Raw genomic sequence first — 24,467 nt, 5'->3', positions numbered from 1 at the left:
GATGCGGCGCCGTCCACGGCTGAATCCGCCTCCTCCTGGGCCCCAGCGCGCTCCCAACGGCTTCTTGACAGTCTCAGCGCCCGGCCATCTATTGTGCTAGTACACAGTGGTTACCGACCCGTGGCACATACATGTGAAGCCACTGGAAGGCTCATGATCCCTCGACGCGGGTGCGCACCAGAGCGGGCGTCCCGGGGCCGATAGGTCGTGCAACTGGGAATGGCCCGCCCGAAGGTCCCTCCGAAAACGTCCCATGCGCTCGCGACCTGAGCATACGGAGACACGAGTCTGGAGCTACAACAGGAAGAGGGCGCAGATGGCGAACGGGCCGCAGGACACCTCGGTGACGGAGCCGGTTGGTGGCGCAGCTGCACGGGCTCTGCCGAGCGCCGTCTCGGATCCGGACCGGCTGGCGGTGGTGACCTCGTCGGGGCGGAGTCTGACGTACCGCGAGCTGGCGGCCCGATCAGGTCGGCTCGCAGGTGCGCTCCGGGCTCGCGGGCTCCGGCCGGGAGACGTGATCGCCGTGCTGGTGGACAACGACACGACGTTCCTGGAGATCGCTTGGGCCTGTCGCATCGCGGCGCTGTACTACGTCAGTCTGAATACCAAGCTGGGACCCGACGAGGTGGCCTACATCGTCAATGATTCCGGGGCTCAGGCTCTGATCGCCTCCGCTCGGGTCCCGGTCACCGCTCGGTTGGATCTCGACGCCGTGCCGCGCGTCGAGCTCACACTGCTGTGTCACGGCCGGCGCGACGGCTGGGACAGCTACACCGACGCGCGTGATTCCGGCTGCTGTCTCGAGGTGGATAGCGACCTGGAAGGGACGCTGCTGCAGTACACGTCCGGGACCACGGGCCGGCCCAAGGGCGTGAAGATCCCGCTACGGAAAGCTCCGCGCTCCGCCGCCGAAGACCCGGTCACGTTCCTCGCCGGGCTCATCGGAGCGAGTGGCGAATCCATATACCTGTGCCCGGCGCCCCTTTACCACACCGCGCCGCAGATGTGGGTCCTGGCGATGCAGCGGATCGGTGCCACCATCGTCCTTATGGAGAAATTCGAGCCCATCGGAGCGCTCGGGTTGATCCAACAGCACCGCGTGACGCACGCCCAATTCGTTCCCACCATGTTCGTCCGCATGATTAAGCTCCCCGACGAGCAACGATTGTCGTTCGACGTGTCGAGTCTCGTGGGCGTCGTTCACGCGGCGGCCCCGTGTCCGACGGATATCAAGCGAGCCATGTTGGAATGGTGGGGTCCGATCGTCTCGGAGTACTGGTCGTCCAGTGAAGGTGCCGGTTTCACCTTCATCTCGCCGCAGGAATGGTTGGAACGCCCCGGCTCCGTCGGCCGACCGCTCTTGGGGTCACTCCACATCTGCGACGATCAAGGCACCGAGATGCCTGCCGGGCAGCCCGGTGTGGTCTGGGCGGAGAACGTCGACTTCGAGTACCTCAACGACCCGGTCAAGAACGAGGAGAGCAGGAGTCCCGAAGGATGGCGTAGCGTCGGAGACGTAGGCTGGCTCGACGAGGACGGCTATCTCTACCTCACGGACCGCAGGTCCTCTATGATCATTTCGGGTGGCGTGAACATCTACCCCCAAGAGGCCGAGAACGTGCTGATCGAGCATCCCAAGGTGATGGATGCTGCGGTGCTCGGTGTCCCCGATGCCGATCTCGGCGAGGTCGCCGTCGCCGTGGTGCAACCGGTGGATCGTTCGCCGGTCCGGGCGGAGTTGGCGGTCGAGTTGATGGACTGGTGTCAGGCTCGCCTTGCTCGGTACAAGTGTCCGCGCCGCATTCACTTCACCGGTGAACTCCCGCGCTCGGAGACCGGAAAGCTAATGAGGGCACAGTTGCAGAAGCAGGTGTCCTCTCTTGAAGAGTCCGGATCTGCGGACGGAAGGAAATACCGCATGGCTGAAGCTCAGGTCAGGGGAGTCACCAACGTTGATCAGGGCAAGGTGCTGAGGCAACGGGACGGAAACACCCTGGTTCTCACGATCAATCGCCCCGACCAGCGCAATGCCGTCGATCATGACGTCTGGTACCTCATCGGCAATGCCGTGGCGGAGGCGGACTCGGACCCCGACGTGCGGGCTATCGTACTGACCGGTGCGGGGGACGCGTCCTTCTGTGCCGGGCTTGACCTCAAGGCCATGGCCCGCGGCGAGTCCATCATTCCTGCCGGTATGGAGCACTGGAACTTCGCGGGGTTCACCCGGCACTTCACCAGCAAGCCGACCATCGCCGCCGTGAACGGCCCTGCGCTCGGCGGCGGCATGGAGCTGGCTGTTTCCTGCGACCTGATCATCGCGGCCGAGAATGCCACGTTCGGGCTGCCGGAGGTGAAGCGCGGGCTCGTCGCCTTCGGTGGTGGTGCCTTCAGGGTCATGGATGTGCTTCCTCGCTCCATCGCTCTACGAATGCTTCTCACCGGAGAGCCGCTGGACGCGGTCGAGGCAGCCCGCTGGGGTCTGGTGAACGAGGTCGTGCCGGCCGGGTCGGTGCTCGCAGCCGCGCTCACCCTGGCGGGCGAGATCGGGCGCAACGCACCGCTGGCCGTCCAGGCGAGCAAGCGGCTGGCCTACCGTCTCCGGGACGGCGAACCTGCCGGTGAATCGGAGTGCTGGGCCGCCAACGACGTCGAGATCGGGCTGGTACTCGCGTCGAAGGACGCCCGCGAAGGGCCGCAGGCGTTCGCCGAGCGTCGTGAACCCGTGTGGACCGCGAGCTGACGACGGGCATCCCCGCCGAGGTGTCGTCGCCCGGGTGACCGGTGACGCGCCCTCTCACTGTGAATAGTTGTGGGTGGCCAATCCTTGTAACGCGGCATACCCTCAAGTGGTAATGCGTGTGTGACAGGCGGAGGAGGTGGGGCCGTGGCGACGACGCAGGTGTCCGCGGCTGAGGCTGTCCAGAGGCTCCGCGCCGGCTTCGCCACGGGGAGGACGCGCTCACATGGCTGGCGCGACGGGTCACTGGCCGCGCTGGACAGGATGCTGGTCGAGCGCGAGGCCGAGTTGTCCGACGCTCTCATCTCGGATCTGCGGCGAACCCCGTTCGAGGCGGCTCTCTACGACCTGATCCCCACGCGGTGGGAGATCGCCCATGCGCGCGCCCACCTGCGTGAGTGGATGCGCATCCACCCGGTAAGGACGCCACTGGCGGCGAAGCCGGGCAAGGCGTGGTACCAGTACGAGCCCGCCGGTGTCGTGCTCGTCATCGGGACGTGGAACTACCCGGTCCACCTGTCCCTCGCGCCGTTGGTCGGTGCCCTTGCGGCGGGCAACTGCGTCGTGATCAAACCCTCGGAGATCGCCGGGGAGACGTCGGCCGCTCTCGCGCGGCTGCTCCCGGAGTACCTGGACCCTGACGCCGTCGCCCTGGTGGAGGGGGATGCCCGGACCACGACCGAACTGCTCGACCAGGGGTTCGACCATTGCTTCTTCACCGGCAGTACCGCCGTCGGCACGGAGGTGATGCGTGCGGCTGCGGCGCACCTCACCCCGGTGACGCTCGAGCTGGGGGGGAAGTGTCCGGCGATCATCACGGCGTCCGCCCGGTTGGACGTGGCCGCGCGCCGCGTTGCCTCGGGAAAGCTCGCCAACTCCGGTCAGACGTGTGTGGCGCCCGACTACGCGTTGGTGGACGAGCGTGTGAAGCACGAGTTCGTCGACCTGGTGGCGAACGCCCTGACGGAGTTCTCAGGAGGGCGGAGCGTGCCGATCATCAACCGTCGGCACGCGTCGAGGATCGCCCACCTCGTCGACTCGGCAGGGGGCCGCACCGTCCTGGGGGGGCAGGTCGACCTGGAGGTCGCCACGGCCGCACCCACCGTCATCGTTGATCCTCGCCCAGATGCGCCCATTCTGGCCGATGAGATCTTCGGACCAGTCCTGCCGGTTGTGGGAGTCGACTCGCTGGACGACGCCGTCCGTCGCGTCCGGCTCGGTGGCAGGCCCTTGGCGAGCTATGTCTTTACTGAGAAGGAATCCGACGAGCAGAAGGTGCTCTCGTGCCTGGCGACCGGTGGACTGGTGATCAATCACGTGATGATGCACCTGGCGGTGAGCGACCTGCCCTTCGGAGGAACGGGGTCGAGCGGCACGGGCCGCTATCACGGCAAGTGGGGATTCGAAACGTTCAGCTATGCCAAGGCCGTGCTCCGGAAGCCGAGCCGGGGAGACCTGAGGTTCGCCTACCCGCCGTACGGACCTCTCTTTGAACGCTTGGTGAGACGGTTGCTCTGAGTCGATTCCGAGCGACCAGTCAGATAGACGGCAATGACTGCGTCACAATGGATCTCGCGCGTGTCGGCCCGTCAATTCGGTGGGATCCGGCCTCGTGCCGGTTCGGCGCCGTCGGGGCGAGTTGCCGGGGCCGACAGGGCTTGGTACGCCGTAGGACGGAAGGAACACACTGTGAAACTCAACGAGATGGTCCTGGTCAGTGTCGACGACCACGTGGTGGAGCCACCGGATCTGTTCGAGGGGCATCTACCGGCGAAGTACGTCGATCTCGCGCCGAAGTTCGTGACCAACCCCGACGGGACGAACGCCTGGGTCTACGAGGGCCAGACCATCAATAACGTGGCCCTGAACGCGGTGGCGGGTCGCCCGCCGGAGGAGTACGGCATCGAGCCCACGTCCTTCGCCGAGCTGCGGGACGGCACCTGGGACATCCACAACCGGGTCAAGGACATGGATGCGAACGGTGTGCTCGGCTCCCTGTGTTTCCCGTCGTTCCCCCAGTTCTGCGGCCAGTTGTTCGCCCGCACCCAGGACAAGGACGTCGCGCTGGCGATGGTGCAGGCCTACAACGACTGGCACATCGAGGACTGGTGCGGCGCCTACCCCGGCCGGTTCATCCCCTGCTCGCTGCCGGCGATCTGGGAGCCCGACACCCTCGCCGCGGAGATCCGCCGTACCGCGGCCAAGGGCTGCCGCGCGGTGACCTTCTCGGAGAACCCGTCGAAGCTGGGGTGGCCGTCCATCTACTCGGACTACTGGGACCCGTTCTGGCAGGCCTGCGTGGAGACCGAGACCGTCGTCTGCATGCACATCGGTTCGTCGTCGCAGATGGTGATCACGTCGCCGGATGCGCCGATGGACACCCTGATCACGTTGACACCGATGAACATCGTCCAGGCGGCCGCCGACGTCGTCTGGTCCAAGGTGCTGGTGCGTTTCCCGGGGTTGAAGATTGCGCTGTCGGAGGGCGGGATCGGATGGATTCCCTACTTCCTCGAACGGATCGACCACGGCTACAAGAAGCATCACGCGTGGACCGGCATGGACTACGGCGACCGGCTGCCGTCCGAGGTGTTCAACGAGCAAGTGCTCACCTGCTTCATCGCGGACCGTTTCGGCTTCAAGTCTCGCGAGTTTCTCAACCTGGACAACGTCATGTGGGAGTGCGACTACCCGCATTCGGACTCCGAGTGGCCGTACGCGCCCGAGGTCTTCATGGACCATGTCGACGAGGGCACCAGTGACCACGACATCGACCGGATGTCGCACCTGAACGCCATGAAGCACTTCAACTACGACCCGTTCGGCGCCTTCGGGGGGCGGGAGAACTGCACCGTGGGCGCACTGCGGTCCAAGGCGGCCGGCCACGACGTCAGCATCAGGTCGACCAAGGGACGGGTCGCCGGTGCGAAGACGCGCGCCAGCGAACTCGTGATCAGCCGGCAGAACGGGTGACAGGCACCGGCGGGAGCGTGAACCGTGCCTAGAGCAGCTGAAGCACGAGACTGGGCGGCCTCGGGAGGACTGCGCGGAATCGGCAACTCCCTGTACACGCCGTTCGGGGGAACTGACGGCGACGACATCGACTACGACGCCTACCGGTCCCTGGTCAGATATTGCGTAGGTGACCTCGCGCATCCCATGCTCTGGCTCACCAGCGGACTCGCGGAATGGTGGTCGCTCACGCTCGCGGAGCGGAAGACGCTCGTGGAGGTGGCGACCGAAGAGGCGCGCTCGATCGCGCCCGGAACGGTGATCCAGGTCTGCACGACCGCTGGCTCTGCCAAGGAGACCGTCGAGCTGACCCAGCACGCCCAGGACTGTGGGGCCGACATCTGCTTCCTGCAGACCCCGCCGATGGAGGTGCATGCGGGTGATGGTGTCCTTCGGTACTTCCAGTACGTGGCGGACCGCACGGACATCGCGCTCGGCATGTTCAACTCTCCGTCGTCCGGCTACGTCCTGACCCCGGCGGAGTGCGCAGAGATCCACCGCCGCATCCCGGCTGTCGTGGCGATCAAGGAGGGCAATCTCGAACACTGGCGCAGCAGCGCCCTGCACGGTCTCGCCCCTGAGCTGATCATCTGGGAATGCGATCTGATCGTGTACCGGGCGGGCTGGCTGCAGCAGGGCATCGTCACACCCGCCCAGCTGGGCACCACCGGGTACCTCCAGGAGACGCCGGAGCGGCGCCTGATCTCGGAGTACTGGAACCGGATCTGGGCAGGGGAGATCCGGGAGGCCATCGACTGGGCCAAGGAATCCGGCATGGATCAGCTCGGTCGGGACCTCGGAGGAGTCTTCACCCGGTACCCCGGGCGGCCGTCGTACTTCACGCACTGGGGAGGGGCGTTCCGGTACGCCGCCTCCGTGATCGGGCTGCCGGTCGGGGACTACCCCCACTCTCGTCCGCCCCAGGACGTCCTTCCCGAACAGTTCAAGCCGCAGATCAAAGCCGCCTACGAGAACGCGGGTCTGGTTCGAGAGCCCGTTGCGGCGAGATGAGGCCGTCCGGGAGTCGGGAGCCGATGAGCACGTCGCGCGAGCGCGAGATCGGACAGCGTCTACGGAAATTTCCCCAAATCCTCGACTGCGCTTCAGTAATCTTGAAACGACTGTGAGATATGTCTTGCATTTATGTTACCTAATTGGGAAACTTGACGTGCAAGCCACGCGGTGGCCGCGGTCGAGGGAGACTCTCATGGCATCGGTCGAAAGGGAACGTGCAGGGTGTTCGCGGCACGGACTGGACATTTCGAGCACGGAGTTCTGGTCCAGGCCCTTCGACGCGCGAGAGTCCGTCTTCGAGAAGCTGCGTGAGCAGCCGGGGCTGACCTGGCACGAGCCGCTGGAAACCGATGTTCCCCATGATGAGCCCGGTTTCTGGGCGGTGACCCGGCTCGAGGACATCCGGCACGTGAGCATGAACAACCAGCTGTTCGCCTCGGGTGAAGGTATCTCGGTCAGTCCGATACCCAAGGAGTTCCAAGAGCCGGCAACCTTCTTCTTGATGATGGACCCGCCGGAGCACACGCTCTATCGCAGCCTCATCAGCGCCGCGTTCACGCCCAGACAGGTGCGGCGGCTCGAGGACCAGATCGCTACCAATGCCCGAAAGATTGTCGGAGACATCGTGCATGCGGGCCGGATCGACTTCGTGTCGGAGTGCGCGGCCCTTCTGCCCATGTGGACCATCTGCGACATGATCGGCGTCCTGCCTGAGAGGAGGCGGGATGTGATCAGGGCCGCGGAGGTGCTCTTCGCGGGGCGAGACGATCAAAGCCCCGACGAGGTTGACACGATAACTTTCCTGCTCAACCAGATCCTGCTCCTACGGGAGTCGGCGGTCGAGATCGCCCAGGCGCGTCGTGCGCACCCGCAGGACGACCTGATGACCAACATTGTGCAGGCCGAAGTGGATGGTCGGCGGCTCACCGACGAACAGATCGGCGCCTTCATGGTGCTGCTGTGTTCCGCCGGAAGCGACACCACCAAGCAGACCGCTTCGCACGCCATACTGGCTCTGGCGCAGCATCCGCAGCAAAGGGAGTGGCTGGCTGCCGACCTGCCCGGCCGGCTCGGCACGGCCGTGGAGGAATTCGTCCGGTGGGCCACCCCTGTCATGACCTTCGCGCGAACGGTCACGGCTGATACCGTGCTCGCGGGAACTCAGGTTCGAGCCGGTGACAAGTTGGGGCTCTTTTACTGTTCCGGAAACCGTGACAAGGCTGCGTTCGATCAGCCTGAACGATTTGACGTGGGGCGGCAACGAAACGCCCATGTGGGATTCGGGGGCGGCGGAGCACATTTCTGTCTCGGCAATTCACTGGCCCGAACTCAGTTGCGGTGCCTGTTCACGGAACTGTTGACCCAGTCGTCAAATGTCGAGGTGGGTGAGCCGACCTGGTTGTTGCCCCACACGTTCGTCCACGGGGTCAAATACCTTCCTGCGAAACTGGACTAGATTCCCTCCAGGTGTGCCGTCGGAGGTAGCCGGCGAAGCGGCGACACCGGTCCGTCGAGAGTGTGGGGGGCGGCGCCGGCGACGAGCGCCGGCGCCGCCCCACGGCTCACTTGGGCTGGAAGCGCAGGGCTCCGTCGATCCGGATGGTCTCGCCATTGATGTAGTCGTTGGTGGCGATCGCCTCGACGAGAGCCGCGTACTCGTCCGGCCTCCCCATCCGCTTGGGGAACTGAATGCCACGGCCCGCGAACTCGGTCGCCTGTTCCTCCGTCATGCCCAGGAAGGCCGGGGTGTAGAACGTGCCGGGTGCGATACAGACGACCCGGATGCCGAGGACGGCCAAGTCGCGTGCCGCACTGATGGTCATGGCGACCACGCCGCCCTTGGCTGCGGCGTAGGGGACTTGCCCGATCTGGCCCTCGAAGGCCGCGATGCTCGCGGTGGTGATGATGACGCCCCGGCCGCTCTCCTCCGACGGCGCGTTCTGAGCCATCTGCTCGGCCGCGAGCCGCAGAACGTTGTAGGTGCCGACCAGGTAGAAGCTGAGCGTCCGCTCGAACCCGTCGAGCTCCAGCGCCTTGCCGTCGCGGTTCACCACGCGGCCGGCCAGGACGGGGCCACCGTGCGGCGTCACCGTCACCCGCAGGGGCCCGAACTCCTGTGCCCGGGCGATGGCGGCCCGCAGGTCGTCCTCCGACCGGACGTCGGTGCGCACGTAGGCGACGTCCTCCTTGCCGAGCTCGTCGACCAGTGCGGATCCCTTCTCGTCGGCGACGTCCGCCACCACGACCTTGGCGCCGGCCGCGACCAGGCGGCGCGTCGTGGCTCCGCCGAACCCACCGCCACCGCCGGTCACCAGTGCGCTGACACCCGTCAGGTCCATTCGCAGGCTCCTGTTCATTGAACGACAACTGAGTTACCTTATACGGGTAATGAGGGTCACCGCCAAGGGCTGCTCACCGCGACGTGGGCCGGGGGTGGCTGGACGGCAGACGGGATGGGGATTCGTGACTGACGCAGTGATCGTGGCGGGTGCCAGGACCGCAATCGGGACCGCCTTCAAGGGGGCGCTGAGGTCGGTCAGTGCCTTCGAGCTGGCGCGCACCGTGGTGGTGGAGACGGTGGGTCGCGCGCAGCTCGACCCTGCTGCCGTGGACGACCTGGTCATGGCCGAGAATCTCTACGGCGGAGGCGTGATCGGCCGCAACGTTGCGGTGGCCGCGGGGATGACGTCGATCCCCGGGATCGCGCTCAACCGGCACTGCGCAGGAGGACTGAGCGCGGTGTCGATCGCCGCCGCCAACATCATCTCCGGCATGCAGGACGTCGCGATAGCCGCAGGGGTCAACTCGCAGTCCACGGCCCCGAGGACCACGTGGCGTGACCCGGCGAGCGGCGATGTCCATGAGTCCTGGATCTCCCCCTCGCATCCTGACGTGCCCGAGGCTCCCAACCTGGACATGTCAATCACCGTCGGGCACAACACGGCGGTCGAGGCCGGGCTGTCCCGCAAGGACATGGATGAGTGGGCGCTGGAGTCGCACCGCAAGGCCGTGGCGGCCATCGACGACGGCCGGCTGGCCGAGGAGATCATTCCGATCAAGCTCGACGGGGCCGATGGCGTCAACGTCTTCGACGTCGACGAGCATCCACGCCGCACCACCTCGTCGGAGAAGCTGGCGTCGCTTCCCGTCCTGCACCCGGAGATCGACGGCTTTTCCATCACCGCCGGCAACTCGGCCGGCCTGAACGACGCGGCGGCCGCACTGATCCTGATGTCCGCCGAGCGAGCGAAGGCCCTGGGACACGAGCCGCTGGCGAGGGTGCGCAGCTGGGCCGAGGTGGGCGTGGACCCGGTGCGAACGGGCATCGCTCCGACGGTGGCCATCCCCAAGGCCTTGGGCCGCATCGGTCGAAGCGTCCGTGACGTGGACCTCTGGGAGATCAACGAGGCGTTCGCGTCGGTGCCCGTCGCCGCGTGCCGGACGTTGCGCATCGACCCGGCCACGGTGAATCCGGTGGGTAGCGGATGCAGCCTGGGACACCCGATCTCGGCATCGGGCGCGCGCATGGTGGTCAGCCTGGTGAACGAGCTCCGCCGCCGGGGCGGCGGTACCGGCGTGGCCAGCATGTGTGCGGGCGGGGGGATGGGTGCCGCGCTTGTGCTGGACGTGACGTGAGCGGGACCGGACCGAGACAGGGAGATGGGACATGACCACGCCGCCGGGTGAGCCGGTCGTCAACGACGTCCTCGCGGGCGTCAAGGTTCTTGAGGTCGCCGCATGGACGTTCGTGCCGGCATCGGGCGCTGTGCTCGCCGAGTGGGGCGCAGATGTCGTGAAGGTCGAGCCGCGGGACGGTGGCGACCCGCAAAGAGGGCTCATCTCCTCGGGCCTGATCCCTCAGGGGCCAGGGGACGTCAACTACATCATCGAGGTGCCCAATCGTGGCAAGCGGTCGGTCGCGGTCGACCTGTCGACGCCTGGAGGGCGCGAGGTTCTGTACCGGCTGGCCGCTCAGAGCGACGTCTTCCTGACCAACTACCTCCCGGCGGTGCGGCGCAAGCTGGGCATCGACCTCGACGACCTGCGGCGCGCCAATCCGCGCATCATCTATGTCCGCGGGACCGCCCACGGGCCGCAAGGGCCGGATGCGGAGAAGCCCGGATATGACGGCGTGTCCTACTGGGTCCGGGGTGGCATCGCGGCTGCTATGACACCGCAGGGCGAGGCCCCGGTGGGTCAGCGGCCTGCTTTCGGCGACGTGATGGGTGGGCTCGCGATCGCCGGTGGCGTGGCTGCAGCGCTGTTCAAGAGGGAGCGTACGGGCATCCCCTCGGAGATCGACGTCTCGTTGCTCGGCCTCGCGGCGTGGAATCTCGGTCCCGATATCACCAGCTCCAAGGTGTTCGGCCGCGATCCTTCCCCGCTGGAGGACCGGCGGCTGGGGCCCAACCCTCTCGTCAACACCTATCGGACCGCCGACGGTCGCTGGATCACCTTGCAGATGTTGCAGATGGGGCGGCACTTCGAGAAGACGATGCACGTCCTCGGACTGGACGAGATCCTGGCCGACGAGCGCCTTCAGGACGACGCCGGGCGCTTCGAACACCGGTCGGAGATCGTCGACGCCCTGGATGAACTGTTCGCCACGCGAACGTTGGCGCAGTGGCTTCCCGTCCTGCAGAACCTCACCGGGGCCTGGAACGTGGTGCAGACCGCCTCGGAGATGCATGACGACGCGGCGGTGAAGGCCAACGGCTACATCCCGACCGTGCGAACCATGAGTGGCACCGAGTTCGGCATGCCGGTGAACCCCGTGCAGTTCGACCAGCTCCACGTCGTGCCTGGGGGAGCGCCGGAGCACGGCCAGCACACCGAGGCCGTTCTGCTGGAGCACGGACTGGAATGGGCCGATATCGAGCGCTACAAGCAGGACGATTCCATCCTATGAGGACGTCGCCGACGCACGGGGAGCTGGACTTCGACCCGTTCTCCGACGCGTTCTTCCTGGACCCCTACCCCACCTATCGGAGGATGCGCGACGAGGCCCCCGTGTTCCACAGCAGCAGGTGGGACTTCTACGCCCTGAGCCGCTACGACGACGTCGCGCTCGGCCAGAGGGACTTCGAGACGTACTCATCGGCGTTCGGGATCGATCTGGCGTCGGTCCAGCAGGGGCGTCGGGTGCGGCACCCGAGCATCATCATGATGGATCCTCCGGACCACCGGCGGATGCGTTCACTGGTCAACCGGGTGTTCACCCCTCGCGCCATCACCCGACTGGAACCGCTGGTGCGGCAGACGATCGGCACGTTCCTGGGACGCTGCGATCCCGAGAGCTTCGACGCGGTGGCCGACTTCGCGGCGCTCTTCCCGCTAGAGATCATCAGCCAGATGATGGGCGTGCCGGAGCAGGACCGCCAGCAGGTCTACGTCTGGCTCGACGAGCTGCTGACCAGGAAACCGGGCAGCCACAGCGTCAGTCGTGAGGGCTACGAGGCCGGCCTGGCGATGGGCAGCTACTACTACCAATTGATCGGCGAAAGGCGCGGGCACCCGGGCGAAGACATGATCGCTGACCTGCTGCGCGTGGAGATACCCCGCGGCATCGGGGATCACTCCAGCGGCCTGACCGACGCCGAGATCGCGGGCTTCCTTTCACTAATCGTCGGAGCGGGCGCCGAGACGGTCACCAAACTGATCGGCAATGCGGTGGTCGCCTTCGCCGACAACCCGGACCAGTGGGCGTTGTTGCGCCGGGAGCCCGGGCTGGTGGCGGCGGCGGTCGAGGAATGCCTGCGCTACCAGGCGCCGTCCCAGTACAACGTTCGCCGCTGCGTACGCGACGTGCACCTGCACGGACAGACCATCCCGGCCGGAAGCCCCGTCATGATGCTGGTCGGATCTGCCAACCGGGACGAGCGGGTCTTCCCGGAGCCCGATCGCTTCGATGTCCGCCGCGGGCCGGATCTGGGCCGGCACATCGGGTTCGGGTACGGCATCCACAGCTGCCTCGGGGCGGCCCTGGCCCGGCTGGAGTCCCGGATCGCCCTGGAGTTCCTGCTGGACTTCATCCCGGAGTTCGACGTGGACCGTCAAGGTCTCCGGCGGGTCGCCATGACCAATGTGGCCGGGTACTCCCGTGTCCCGGTTCGCGGGGCCCGATCCGGCGATCGCCGGCCGGAGGAGCCGGAGGGGGATCGTTGGATCCAAGACAGGCTCTGAGTCCTACGGAGTCGAGCCCTCCGGCACCTCGTTCGACGGCACCGCCGGCTGTCAGAGGATGGTAGGAGCGCCACGCCGTATCGGCATGTCGCTCGCGGCTCAGGCACAAGGAGGTCCGTCCCGGTGACGCGACAGGTTGGCGAGATCCGGATGCTGGTCGACGGAGAGCTGTGCGCCAGTTCGTCGGGCGCGACGTTCGACAACGTCAATCCCGCGACCGAGGAAGTGCTGGGCGTCGTCGCGGACGCAACGGAGCACGACATGGACCGGGCGATCGCCGCGGCCCGCCGGGCCTTCGACGAGACGGCCTGGTCGCGCGACCATGCCTTCCGGGTCCGATGCCTGGAGCAGTTGCAGGCCGCGCTGGTGGCGGAGCGGGAGGAGATCCGTGCCGAACTGGTGGCAGAGGTCGGGACGCCCGTACTGCTGACGTACGGGCCCCAGCTCGACGCTCCGCTCTCGGAGGCCCTGCTCTGGCCAGCGGGCAGGATCGCGGACTACCCCTGGGAGCGTCCGATCGCGAACGGCTCGGCCTTCGGGATGGCGTCCCGCCGGGTAGTGATCAAGAGGGCCGCCGGGGTCGTCGGCGCGATCACTCCCTGGAACTACCCTTTCGAGATCGCCCTGGCCAAGCTGGGCCAGGCCCTTGCGACCGGCAACACGGTGGTGCTGAAACCTCCCCCGGACACGCCCTGGACGGCGACCCGGATCGGGCGTGTGATCGCGGAGTCCACCGACATCCCGGCCGGTGTGGTGAACGTCGTCCCGTCGGCCGATCACGCCCGCGGCGAGCAGCTCGTCACCGACTCACGGGTCGACGTCATCTCCTTCACCGGATCGACCGCCACCGGCCGGCGGATCATGGCTCACGGATCGCCGACGCTCAAGCGCCTGTTCCTGGAGCTCGGAGGGAAGTCCGCGCATGTGGTCCTGGACGACGCGGACTTCGACGCCATGCTGGCCAACGTCGCGTTCGGCGCGTGTGCCCACGCCGGGCAGGGCTGCGCGATGTCCACCCGGTTGCTGCTCCCGCGGTCCCGGTACGAGGAGGGGGTGAAGGTGGTCACCGACGCGTTCACCAGCGTCAGGTATGGCGACCCGACCGACGCAGGCGTCCTCCAGGGACCGCAGATCAGTCTGCGTCAACGCTCTCGGGTGCTCGACCTCATCCAGGCCGGGCTGGACGAGGGAGCCCGCCTGGTGACCGGCGGGCAGCGTCCCGCTCATCTGGACCGGGGGTGGTATGTCGAACCGACCCTGTTCGCGGACGTCGACAACCGGATGCGCATCGCGCAGGAAGAGATCTTCGGTCCGGTTCTCGTAGTCATTCCCTACCAGGACGACGACGACGCGGTACGGATCGCCAACGAGAGCATCTACGGGCTCTCGGGGATGGTCAGCAGCGGCTCCGTCGAACGTGCCCTGGAGTTGGCCATGCGGATCCGCACCGGCACGATGGCCGTCAACGGTGCTCCCTGGTACGGCGCCGACGCGCCGTTCGGCGGATTCAAGGCGAGCGGTATCGGTCGGCAGAACGGCGTCGAGGGCCTGGAGCAGTATCTGGAGACGACCACGATCGGCATGCCGTTGTGAGCGTCGTCCCTGACACCCGCACCCGTCCCTCGCCCGAGGTCTCGCCGTGGAACCGCCCCTTCTGGACCGGCGGCGAACAGGGGGAACTGCGCCTGCCGCACTGCGGTTGCTGCTCGGCCTTCGCGCATCCCTCCATGCAGGTCTGCCACGTGTGTGCGGCGGACCTGACCGAATGGCGTGCGGTGGGCGGGGCCGCCACGGTCATCGGGGTCACCGTCAACCAGCAGGTCTTCAGCCCGGACTTCGCGCCGCCGTACGTGATCGCGGTCGTCGCGCTCGACGACGCCCCCATCGTCCGGCTCACCACCAATCTCGTGGACGTCGAAGCCGATGAGGTGCGCGTCGGTCTGCGCGTCCAGGTGCGGTTCACGGAACGGGCCGGCGTGTGGTTCCCCGTCTTCGCGCCGTCGGGTGAGCCCGACGCCGACGTGCGACCGCTCGTCCCGCCACCGACCGTCCCTGTCCGCCCGGTGCCGGCCGGACGCCGATTCGTTGACCGGTTCGAAGACCGGGTGGCGATCACCGGTCTCGGCATGTCCCAGATCGGGCGTCGGCTGGGGCGTGCGCCCCTCAGCCTGACCGTTCAGGCCTGCCGCGCCGCGATCGAGGACGCCGGCCTGACGCCGGACGACATCGACGGCCTGTCCACGTATCCGGGCCCGCTCGGCGGTGCCGGCGTCACCGAGGGTGGCGTGAGCAGCGTCGAGGAGATCCTGAGGATCCGTCCGGTCTGGCACAACGGGGCTTTGGAGACTCCCGGGCAGGCCGGATCGGTGCTGGCCGCGATGCTGGCGGTCGCCTCGGGCCTGTGCCGGCACGTGCTGTGCTTCCGTACCGTCTGGGAGAGCACGCGCACCGACCTGTTGCGCACCGGTCTGTTGTCACCTCCGGTGTCCGGCCCGGTGTCCGGGGCGATGCAGTACAGGCTTCCGTTCGGGGCCTTCAGCGCGGCGAACTGGATCGGCATGATGGCGTCGAACTACTTCGACCGCTATCGCTGCGGTCGCGAGACCCTGGGTTGGATCGCCCTCAACGGCAGGCGCAACGCCGCCCTCAACCCGGACGCCATCTACAGCAAACCGCTGACCATGCGGGAATACCTGGACGCCCGCACGATCAGCACGCCCTTCGGGCTCTACGACTGCGACGTCCCGTGTGACGGCTCGGTGGCCATCGTCGTGTCCGCGTCGGAGACGGCCGGCGACCTCCGACGCGCTCCGGTCCGGGTCGAGAGCGTGGGCTCGCAGATCAGCGAGCGCCCGTCATGGGACCAGGGCACGTTCACCCACCTACCGGGAGTGTTCGGGCCGGCGGCGCACCTGTGGAGCCGGACGTCGATGCGGCCCTCGGACGTCGACGTCGCCCAGATCTACGACGGGTTCTCGTTCAACTGCCTTTCCTGGCTGGAGGCGCTCGGCTTCTGCGGCGTGGGCGAGGCCAAGGACTTCCTCGACGGAGGCAGCCGGATCGCCCCGGACGGTGACCTGCCCGTGAACACCCACGGCGGCCAACTCTCGGCCGGTCGGACCCATGGCTACGGGTTCCTGCACGAGGCCGTCGTCCAACTGCGCGGTGACGCGGGCGAACGGCAGGTGCCGAGGGCGCGGACGGCCCTGGTGGCGATCGGCGGGGGCGTTCCGGCCGGCTGTTTCCTGTTGCGCCGGGAGTGACGTCGGTGCCGGACGTCGCGGCCCGGCACCGCTTCGAGGCTTCGCGAAACGTCGTCACCAGTTCCGTAGTCGCATAGATCAGGAGCAACGATGGGAAAGATCCGTCCGGCCCGGGTCGGACTGCTGATCGACTACGTGGCCGAGTCAGGGTCCGGTGATCCCAACCTGTTGCGCACCTTCGAGATGGTGGCCGAAGACTTCGTGGTGCGCGGGCTGATCGAGCGGCCGGTCGAGTTCGTCGTTCGTTCGGCGGACGGCCTGCCGACCGGGTCGTTCCGCGATGTGCGGGAGGCCTTCGACGATCTCGTGGAACAGGACGTCCTGGCGATCTTCGGTCCCTACGTGAGCGAGAATGCGGTGGCCCTGGCCCCCTACGTGGAGCGCCTCGCGGCCGTCCCGTGCATCAGTATCGCGGCGAGTGAGAGTCTGCTCGGCGAGTGGATGTTCGCGCTGCCCTCGGGATCCCTCGAGGAGGAGCCGATCATCATCGCGAACGTGGCTCGGTTCGACGGCTGCACCTCGGTGGGCATCGTGTTCGAGTCGTCCCTCATCGGCGAGCAGTATCTGCGATCCGCGCGGGTGGCGTTCGCGGAAGCCGGACTGGAGATCACCGGCGAGACGCCGGTGCCGCAGGTGCCGCAGGTGCCTGCCCAGAAGGTCGACGCCATGAGAATCCTCGCCGAGGGTAACCCGGACGCTCTTCTGCACGTGGGTTTCGGGTTGGGCGCGATCGGCATCAACGACGCCCTGGCCGAGGTGGGCTGGGAGCCTCGCCGGTACACGACCACCGCCTTCGAGTTCGCCTCGAGGACGGGCGAGTGGCGTCATCGGTTCGCGGGCTGGACGGGGCTCGACCAGTACGACGAGCGAAACCCGGTGGCGCAGGACTTCTTCGACCAGTTCCAGAAGCGCTACGGCGAACGGCCGGAGTACTTCTTCCCGCTGGTCGCCTACGACGCCGCCCGGACGATTCTCCGCGCCCTCGCGCAGGCCCGTCCGCTCACGGGCCGCGGCGTCAAGGAGGGGCTGGAGCGGGTCAAGATGCTTCCGGCGGCGACCGGTGCCCCGGGAACCCGGCTGCGATTCGGTCGATTCATCCGTCAGGGTTGGGTGGGCAGCGAGTTCCTGGTCGCGAGAAGGGTTCTCAGCGACGGCTCGGCGATCGTCACGCACGGCACGATCGAGGGACTGGTCGGCGACCCGCCAGCAGCGGCGCCCAGGGCCGAGAACGCACCGGCTACTCGGGGATCGGTGGCGAGATGACCAGCACGTCGAAGGCCACGTCGCCGGTCTCCAAGCTCGATTTCGCCAATCAGCCGCCGCGCGTCGCCGGGCGACAGGGAGCCCACGCGCAGCAGGCGAATCACGCGTTGATGGAGCGCGGATCGGTGGGATGGGACGGCCATGTCATGGTCTCCTCCCGGGCCCTGGTCGATCGGGCGTTGAAGGGCCGCGGAAGGCTGTCGTCGGCGAACCTCGTCGAACAGGGCAACACCCTGCCCCTCATCCCGCTGAACATCGATCCACCGGATCACGCGCGATACCGGGCGATCCTGGATCCGCTGTTCTCGCCTCGCCGGGTGGAGGCGATGGACGGCGACATCACGGCCCGGGTGAACGACCTCATCGATACCTTCGCCGAGCGGGGATCCTGCAACTTCACCGACGAGTTCGCCGAACTGCTTCCGTCGTCCATCTTCCTGGGGCTGATGGGACTGCCGTGGGAGGACCTGACCACCCTGATCGGGTTCCGCGACGGCCTGCTGCGCCCGGGGGGCCCGCAGTCCACTGCGGCAGAGCGCTCGGCGGAGCAGCGTGCGACGGCGCAGCGCGTCTACCGCTACTTCACCGACGTTCTCGCCGATCGACTGGCGGCACCCGGTGACGACGTCCTGTCCAGCCTGATCACCGCCGGGGGCCGGGGTTCCCGGCTGACCCGGGACGAGATGCTGTCGATCTGTTTCGTGCTGCTGACGGCCGGCCTGGACACCGTGACCGACTCGCTGACGTGCTTCTGGGCCTTCCTGGCCCGGAACGCGGAGCACCGCCGGGCGATCGCCGAGGATCCGCGGATCATTCCGGATGCTGTCGAGGAGCTCCTGCGCTGGGAGACTCCGGTGCCGGCGGTCGTGCGCTGGTCCCCGGAGGAGGCGCAGTTCGGCGACCACGTGGTCCGGCCCGGACACCACGTGGTGGTGAACGTGAGTGCCGCGAACCTCGACCCCGCGGAGTTCGACGGTCCGATGTCGGTGCGCTTCGACCGCAGGCCCAACCGACACCTGGCCTTCGGTGGCGGGGTGCACCGCTGCCTGGGGTCCCACCTGGCCCGCCGCGAGTTGCGGATCGCCCTTCGCGAATGGCATCGGCGGATCCCGGAGTACGGGCTGAGTCCCGGCTACCGGGTGACCTATCTGCCTCCGCTTCGGTTCGTTCCGGACCTCCAGCTGTCGTGGCCGGCGTCTTGAACCGCCCTCGGGTCGTCCAGTGGGCCACCGGTGCGACGGGACGCCTGTCGCTGCGGGCCCTGATGGAGTCGGCCGAGGTCGAGCTCGTCGGAGTCCGCGTCTACAACCGCGACAAGGTGGGCGTCGACGCACGCCGGCTCGCAGGCCTGCCGGCGACAGGTGGCTCGGCCGGCGTCGTCGCCGTCGACACGACGGCCGGCGTCCTCGCCGCGCGGCCGGACGTCGTGCTCTACATGGGAGCGGTCGAACGTCACCGCGATACCTGCTTCGCCGAGGTCGCCGATCTCCTTGCCGCCGGCGTCGACGTCGTGGCGACCGGGAGCACCTTCATCGACGCCGACATCGTTGACCCCGAGGGTGCGCAGACCCTGCGCTCCGCCGCTGCGCGGGGCGGCAGCACCTTCCTCGGTGTCGGGCTGTTCCCCGGCTTCTGGGGCGAGGTACTCGTTCCCGCCCTGAGCCGCCTGTCGGCACGGAGCTCCACCATCACCGTGCGGGAGTCGCTCTGCTACGCGGGATATCCGAGTACATCCATGATCTTCGACGTGATGGGATACGGCAGGGCGCCCGATGCGGACTCGGTGCTGGCTCGGGCCCCTCAGCGGGCGGGAGGTCCCTTCGCCGCAACCGCGAACGTCATCGCCCGGTCGCTCGGGCTCGAGCTCGGGCCGGTGAAGGGGTTCCGGGAGACCGCGACCACGTCCCGTCAGCTCGACGTGGCCGCCGGCACGGTCGGTGCGGGCACGGTGGGGGCGATCAAGCTAGGGGTGCGAGCCGATTGCGGCCCGACGCAGATCGCCGTGGAACACGTCACGTGGATGGCGCCGGACGTGGCGCCGGAATGGTCCCGCCGCGAAGGGTACGAGATCGAGATCGATGGAGCCCCCAGCGTGAGGTGCAACCTCGTGCTCGGTCTCCATGGCGAGGATCACTCCGAGATGGGGTGCCTGGCCACGGCCATGCACGCCGTCCACGCCATCCCGGCTGTGAGGGAGGCCGATGCCGGCCTGGTCACCCTGGCCGACGTTCGGCCGTTCGTCGGGAGGCTCCGGTGACGACACGGGTGGTGCAGTGGGCGACCGGAGCCATCGGCACGGTCCAACTGCGAGAGATCATCGATCACCCCGACCTGGAACTGGTCGGCCTGCTGGTATACAGCCCCGACAAGGTGGGCGTCGACGCGGGACGGCTGGCCGGTCGGCCCGATACCGGCGTCCTGGCCACCGACGACAAGCAGGCGATCCTCGACCTGGACGCCGACGTGGTGCTGCATGCGGCCAGCAAGTCCCGGGGCCAGGAAGCCAACACCGACGACATCGTGGCACTGCTGGAGTCGGGCAAGGACGTGATCACGACCACGTCCTACAACCACCTGCCCACCTTCGGTTCCGCGGCCCACCAGCGCATCGTCGAGTCGTGCGATCGCTCCGGAGCACGGTTCCATGCCGCCGGCGAACATCCCGGATTCGTGCTCGAGCGTCTGGCCGTGACGCTCACAGCCTTCTCGCGCCGGGTCGATCGGATCACGGTTCAGGAGTTCGTCGACTGCCGGGGCATCAGCCGACGCTCGATGCTGGTCGACCTCATGGGGATGGGGCGTCCGCCCGAGGAGGTCACCCTCGAGTCGCCCACGTACCAGGCGATCTCGCTCCAGTACGAGCAGGCCATCGGGGCCGCGGCCGACGCCCTGCGGACGGAGGTCGACGAGATCCGTCCAGAGCTGAAGCTCTTCACGTCGTCCCGCGACGTGAAGGTCGCGTGCGGCATCCTTGCCGCGGGCACGGTGATCGGCCAGATTCTCTCCTGGACCGGATACCGCTCCGGCGAGGCCATCCTGGCGTGCGAGGAGTTCTGGACCGTCACTGACGACCCCGACGACTTCGCGGGCGGGAGCCCGGGCGACATCCATCCGTTCCTCATCCGGATCACGATCGATGGTTCGCCACCCATCCGTGTGGACCTGACCGTCGGCAACGACGGTGAGACGGCCGGATCCGGTGGCCAGGTGGCTGTTGCCATGACGGCCGTCCGTTCCCTGCCGTACGTGCGGTCCGCGCCGCCCGGCGTGGTGACCCCGGCCGTCTTCGGTGCCTACCGCTCACCGTCCGCCCGGCCGGAGGCGGAGGTGGTCTCGTGACGTCGACGCGCCCTGCCATCGAAGCCGTGGCGGCCCAGGTGACGCCGTGACCTCCACAACGGGTCGCCGGAGGCTTTCCGTGGATCCCGAGCGGTGCACCGGCCACGGTCGTTGCTACGACCTGGACACCGGCCTGGTCCAGGCCGACGAGGCCGGCTACCCGATCGTGGCGATGGCGGAGCTGACCGAATCGTGCATGTCGGACGCGTGGGCGCTGGTCGCGGTCTGCCCGGAGCAAGCGATCTCGGTGACCGATTCATAGGAAGAAGGGGCACAGGATGGCCGGAGTCGACGGACGTCAGACAGGGCGGGAGCCCGACTCCCAGGAGATGGCCGGACGGCGTATCGCCGTCGTCGGAGCATCCAGCGGTCTGGGCCGTTGCCTGGCGCTGGGCATGGGGGAACGAGGCGCACGAGTGGCCATGCTGGGTCGCCGTACCGATCGCCTGCGTGATGCGGTGGCCCAGTTGCCCGCGGGTTCGTTGGCTGTGACGTGCGACGTCACCGATGAGGCCGGGTGCCGGGCCGCGCTGGACGACGTCGTCCGCGAATTCGCCGGGGTCGATGCACTGGTGTATTCCGCAGCCGTCTTCCCGGTCATGCCCCTGGCCAAGACGGATGCCGCCACGTGGACGCATGCCTTCGCCACCAACGTCACGGGAGCCGCGATCGCGACCGCCGCGGTGCTGGAGGAACTGACCGCTGCACGCGGATGCGCCGTGTACCTGAGCTCCATCAGTGCGACGGTAAGGCCGACCTGGCCGTTGATCGGCGCGTACGTCAGTAGCAAGACCGCCCTGAGCGCCATGGTCGATGCCTGGCGGGTGGAGCATCCGGACGTGGGTTTCACCGTGCTCAACGTGGGCGAGTGCGGGGGAGGGAAGGGTCCTTCGGCGACCGAGATGCTGCGGCACGCGGATCCCCGGTACTCGTCGCTGGCGGTGGAGTCCTGGCTGGCCTCCGGTGCCATCAGCGGGAACCTGGTCGGTGCCGATGACCTGGTGTCCGCGGTGGCTGGCCTGCTGCGTTGCGGGCCCACGGCATCGCCGTCCAGGGTCGACCTGGTTCCCCGGGCCAAGACTGCGCCGACATGGGACTGATCGACGGAGCAGTGCCGCCAGGCCGCGTCCCTCGTCACCGGAACGTGATTCCCGATTGCCGCGGGCGCGGTCTTGCGTCGTGAGGATCGTGCGATGACTCCAGAAGAAGCGTGTGGCCGAGAGGAAATTCGACGAATCCAGACCGAATACACGCTGGCGGTTGACACCGGCCGGATCGACGACCTGCTCGATACGTTCGTGCCCGACGGCGTCATGGACGTGATGGGGACCGAGTACCGGGGGCACGCGGAGATCCGCCGATTTCTGACGGGTGTGGGGGCGGGACGCGATGAGCGACGGTCGGCGCCGTCCTTCGTCCGCCACCATCTCACGACCCAACAGATCGAGATCACCGGCCCGGGGGGAGCACGGGGACGATGCTACTTCCTGGTGCTGACCGCCGACGGACTTGATCACGCAGGGCGGTACTCGGACCGGTATCGCAGGACGGCCGGGAGATGGCTGATCGAGCGCCGGAAGATCACAGTGGATTGGGCGGTCGCCCACAGCGCCGCCGCCACGCTCCTGGGCTCGTCGCACGAGCGAGGGACGTGAGGTCATGCACTTCTTCATCGACTATCCCGTGTCCTCGCGGGACGGGGGGGCCTGGCTCGTCCCCGGCAACATGGCGGAGTTCGCGCGGGTGGCCGAGGCGAGCGGTGTGCGGGCGATCGCTCTGACCGACCATCCGGCGCCGTCGCGCAAGTGGTTGGACCGGGGGGGCCACGACACCCTCGATCCCTTCGCGGGCCTGTCCTTCTTCGCCGCGCATACCTCGTCGTTGCGGCTGATGACGTATCTGACCGTGGTGCCCTATCGCAATCCCTTCCTTCTGGCCAAGGCCATGACGTCGGTCGACGTGCTCTCTGGAGGTCGGGCCACGTTCGTCCTGGGGACGGGGTACCTGCGCTCCGAGTTCGCTGCTCTGGACGCGGACTTCGACGAGCGGAACGCGCAGTTCGACGAGGCGATGGCGGTGGTCCGCGGCCTCTTCGCGTCGCCTGGGGAGTTTCATCACGAGGGCTCGTTCTACCAGGGGCTCGGGGTGACGTTGTCTCCTCCGCCGGTCCAGCGGCCGTCGCCCCCGCTCTGGTTGGGTGGCAATGCCGCTCTGGTCCGGAAACGAGTGGCGGAGTGGGGTGACGGGTGGGCGCCGCTCACCCTCGGAGGGACGGCGGCCGCCGGGGTGTCGAGGACGTCGCCGATCCTGTCGCTGGATGAACTCGCCGGCCAGATCCTGAAGATCCGCGAGGACATGACGAGGATCGGCCGCGACCCTGACCGGTTGCAGGTCGCGTCGCCCGGCATGTCACCGGTCGACCCGGCCGCAGGGACGGAGGAGAAGCTCGACCACATGGCGCGTCTGGCGCGGGCCGGAGTCACCTGGTCCACCGTGCCGATCGACAAGACCTGCTTCCCACGGGCCCTGGAGCAGCTGCAGCACTTCGGCGAATCGGTCATCCCTCACGCCCTGGCACGGTGACAGGGTCGGACACCCTGGACGACGCGCATGTCGGTCCCATCGCCAGGTGGGTGGCCAGCCAATCGCACAGTGCGTACCATTCTCGGGTAATGAGACTTTCATAGACCAGGCCGGGTGGCCGACGACCGAGCAGCAACCTGGAGTGATCAGACGATGCCCGTCTCGCTGAACTTCCCCGTGTTCGACGCGGACAACCACATGTACGAGACTCAGGACGCGCTCACCAAGTTCCTGCCGCGCGAACACCAGGACAAGATCGCGATCATCGATATCCGGGGTCGCAAGCGACTCATGATCAATAACCGGGTGAGTCACATGATCCCCAATCCCACGTTCGAGCGCGTGGCCGCGCCGGGCAGCGCCGAGGCCTACTTCCGGGGCAGGAACCCCGAGGGCAAGACCTTCAAGGAGTTCGTCGGCAAGCCGATCGAGTCGCCCGCGGCCTTCCGCGACCCGGCTCCGCGGCTGGAGCTCATGAGCGAGCTGGGCATCGACTACACGGTGATGTACCCGACGCTGGCCAGCCTGATCGAGGAGCGCACCCGCGACGAGGTGGAGCTGACGCACGTGATGATCCACGCCCTGAACGAGTGGATGCACGAGCACTGGACCTTCAACGTCGAGGGCCGCATCTTCGCCACCCCCGTGATCACCCTCCCGAAGGTCGACGAGGCCGTGAAGGAGTTCCACTGGTGCCTGGAACGGGGGATGAAGACCTTCCTGGTCCGCCCCGCGCCGGTTCCGGCGGGTGCCGGCCGGAGCCGGTCCATGGGCCTGCCGGAGTTCGACCCCTTCTGGGCCGAGGTGGACAAGGCCGGAATCCCTGTCACCCTGCACGGGTCGGACACCGGATACTCGCGGCACCTGATCGAGTGGGAAGGTGGGGACGGCGAGTTCACCAGCTTCCTCCCCAACCCGCTGCGTGACATCGTGCTCGGCCACCGCGACATCATGGACGCGGTCGCGGCCCTGATCTGCCACGGTGTGCCGTCGCGCTTCCCCAACCTGAAGTTCCTGATCATCGAGAACGGCAGCGACTGGGTGCCCTTCCTGATGCAGCAGTTCGAGCG

The 24,467-nt window shown here is 67.6% G+C and carries 20 protein-coding genes; 19 read left to right on the top strand and 1 reads right to left on the bottom strand.

The window, feature by feature from the left end:
* Positions 1-316 precede the first annotated feature (316 nt).
* The 5 genes from AC08OU_RS05835 (at position 317) to AC08OU_RS05815 (ending at position 8,222) form a co-directional block, all read left to right on the top strand.
* Positions 317-2,743 carry an AMP-binding protein gene (locus AC08OU_RS05835; RefSeq protein ID WP_476604468.1) on the top strand — a complete coding sequence of 809 codons (2,427 nt, stop codon included), beginning with the start codon at positions 317-319 and terminating at the stop codon, positions 2,741-2,743.
* A gap of 144 nt (positions 2,744-2,887) precedes the next feature.
* Entirely contained in the window at positions 2,888-4,258 is a 1,371-nt protein-coding gene (locus tag AC08OU_RS05830) for an aldehyde dehydrogenase family protein (RefSeq protein WP_476604467.1), read from the top strand.
* Positions 4,259-4,429: 171 nt separating this feature from the next.
* Positions 4,430-5,713, top strand: a complete 1,284-nt coding sequence (locus AC08OU_RS05825; protein WP_476604466.1) for an amidohydrolase family protein — start codon at positions 4,430-4,432, stop codon at positions 5,711-5,713.
* A 24-nt stretch (positions 5,714-5,737) separates the two neighbouring features.
* Complete coding sequence (locus tag AC08OU_RS05820; protein WP_476604465.1) at positions 5,738-6,763, top strand: dihydrodipicolinate synthase family protein; 1,026 nt, start codon at positions 5,738-5,740, stop codon at positions 6,761-6,763.
* Between the two features lie 196 nt (positions 6,764-6,959).
* Positions 6,960-8,222 (top strand): cytochrome P450, encoded by a 1,263-nt coding sequence (locus AC08OU_RS05815; protein WP_476604464.1) that lies wholly within the window; start codon positions 6,960-6,962, stop codon positions 8,220-8,222.
* Between the two features lie 106 nt (positions 8,223-8,328).
* Here the strand turns inward: AC08OU_RS05815 and AC08OU_RS05810 are convergent, their stop codons facing one another.
* Complete coding sequence (locus tag AC08OU_RS05810; RefSeq protein ID WP_476604463.1) at positions 8,329-9,105, bottom strand: SDR family NAD(P)-dependent oxidoreductase; 777 nt, start codon at positions 9,103-9,105, stop codon at positions 8,329-8,331.
* Positions 9,106-9,229: 124 nt separating this feature from the next.
* Here AC08OU_RS05810 and AC08OU_RS05805 point away from each other — a divergent pair, with 124 nt between their 5' ends.
* From AC08OU_RS05805 to AC08OU_RS05740, 14 genes are all read left to right on the top strand, one after another.
* Positions 9,230-10,402: a thiolase family protein gene (locus tag AC08OU_RS05805; RefSeq protein ID WP_476604462.1), complete on the top strand. Its 1,173-nt coding sequence runs from the start codon at positions 9,230-9,232 to the stop codon at positions 10,400-10,402.
* A 31-nt stretch (positions 10,403-10,433) separates the two neighbouring features.
* On the top strand, positions 10,434-11,675 hold the full coding sequence (locus AC08OU_RS05800; RefSeq protein ID WP_476604461.1) for a CaiB/BaiF CoA transferase family protein: 1,242 nt from the start codon (positions 10,434-10,436) through the stop codon (positions 11,673-11,675).
* The gene (locus tag AC08OU_RS05795; RefSeq protein WP_476604460.1) at positions 11,672-12,949 is read left to right on the top strand and encodes a cytochrome P450; all 1,278 of its coding nucleotides are present in this window, start codon (positions 11,672-11,674) and stop codon (positions 12,947-12,949) included. Before AC08OU_RS05800 ends, AC08OU_RS05795 begins: the two co-directional genes overlap by 4 nt.
* Positions 12,950-13,099: 150 nt before the next feature.
* Positions 13,100-14,542: an aldehyde dehydrogenase family protein gene (locus AC08OU_RS05790; protein ID WP_476604479.1), complete on the top strand. Its 1,443-nt coding sequence runs from the start codon at positions 13,100-13,102 to the stop codon at positions 14,540-14,542.
* Positions 14,539-16,212: a thiolase C-terminal domain-containing protein gene (locus AC08OU_RS05785; protein WP_476604459.1), complete on the top strand. Its 1,674-nt coding sequence runs from the start codon at positions 14,539-14,541 to the stop codon at positions 16,210-16,212. The genes AC08OU_RS05790 and AC08OU_RS05785 overlap by 4 nt, the downstream gene beginning before the upstream one ends.
* 90 nt (positions 16,213-16,302) lie before the next feature.
* Complete coding sequence (locus AC08OU_RS05780) at positions 16,303-17,475, top strand: ABC transporter substrate-binding protein (protein WP_476604458.1); 1,173 nt, start codon at positions 16,303-16,305, stop codon at positions 17,473-17,475.
* Entirely contained in the window at positions 17,472-18,677 is a 1,206-nt protein-coding gene (locus AC08OU_RS05775; protein WP_476604457.1) for a cytochrome P450, read from the top strand. Before AC08OU_RS05780 ends, AC08OU_RS05775 begins: the two co-directional genes overlap by 4 nt.
* On the top strand, positions 18,662-19,732 hold the full coding sequence (locus AC08OU_RS05770; protein WP_476604456.1) for a hypothetical protein: 1,071 nt from the start codon (positions 18,662-18,664) through the stop codon (positions 19,730-19,732). The genes AC08OU_RS05775 and AC08OU_RS05770 overlap by 16 nt, the downstream gene beginning before the upstream one ends.
* Positions 19,729-20,814: an NAD(P)H-dependent amine dehydrogenase family protein gene (locus AC08OU_RS05765; RefSeq protein ID WP_476604455.1), complete on the top strand. Its 1,086-nt coding sequence runs from the start codon at positions 19,729-19,731 to the stop codon at positions 20,812-20,814. Before AC08OU_RS05770 ends, AC08OU_RS05765 begins: the two co-directional genes overlap by 4 nt.
* A gap of 79 nt (positions 20,815-20,893) precedes the next feature.
* The gene (locus AC08OU_RS05760) at positions 20,894-21,076 is read left to right on the top strand and encodes a ferredoxin (RefSeq protein ID WP_476604454.1); all 183 of its coding nucleotides are present in this window, start codon (positions 20,894-20,896) and stop codon (positions 21,074-21,076) included.
* Positions 21,077-21,092: 16 nt separating this feature from the next.
* A complete protein-coding gene (locus AC08OU_RS05755; protein WP_476604453.1) occupies positions 21,093-21,914 on the top strand; it encodes an SDR family oxidoreductase in 822 nt (273 codons plus the stop codon).
* Positions 21,915-22,007: 93 nt separating this feature from the next.
* Complete coding sequence (locus tag AC08OU_RS05750; protein WP_476604452.1) at positions 22,008-22,469, top strand: nuclear transport factor 2 family protein; 462 nt, start codon at positions 22,008-22,010, stop codon at positions 22,467-22,469.
* Positions 22,470-22,473: 4 nt separating this feature from the next.
* Complete coding sequence (locus AC08OU_RS05745) at positions 22,474-23,397, top strand: TIGR03619 family F420-dependent LLM class oxidoreductase (protein WP_476604451.1); 924 nt, start codon at positions 22,474-22,476, stop codon at positions 23,395-23,397.
* Positions 23,398-23,550: 153 nt separating this feature from the next.
* Positions 23,551-24,467 (top strand): amidohydrolase family protein (locus AC08OU_RS05740; RefSeq protein ID WP_476604450.1); only part of this gene is annotated, 917 nt, incomplete at its 3' end.

It is taken from the genome of Frankia sp. CcMO1 (assembly GCF_977945845.1).
The sequence above is the reverse complement of the archived record's forward strand: the minus strand, read 5'-3'. Positions and strand labels throughout refer to the sequence as shown.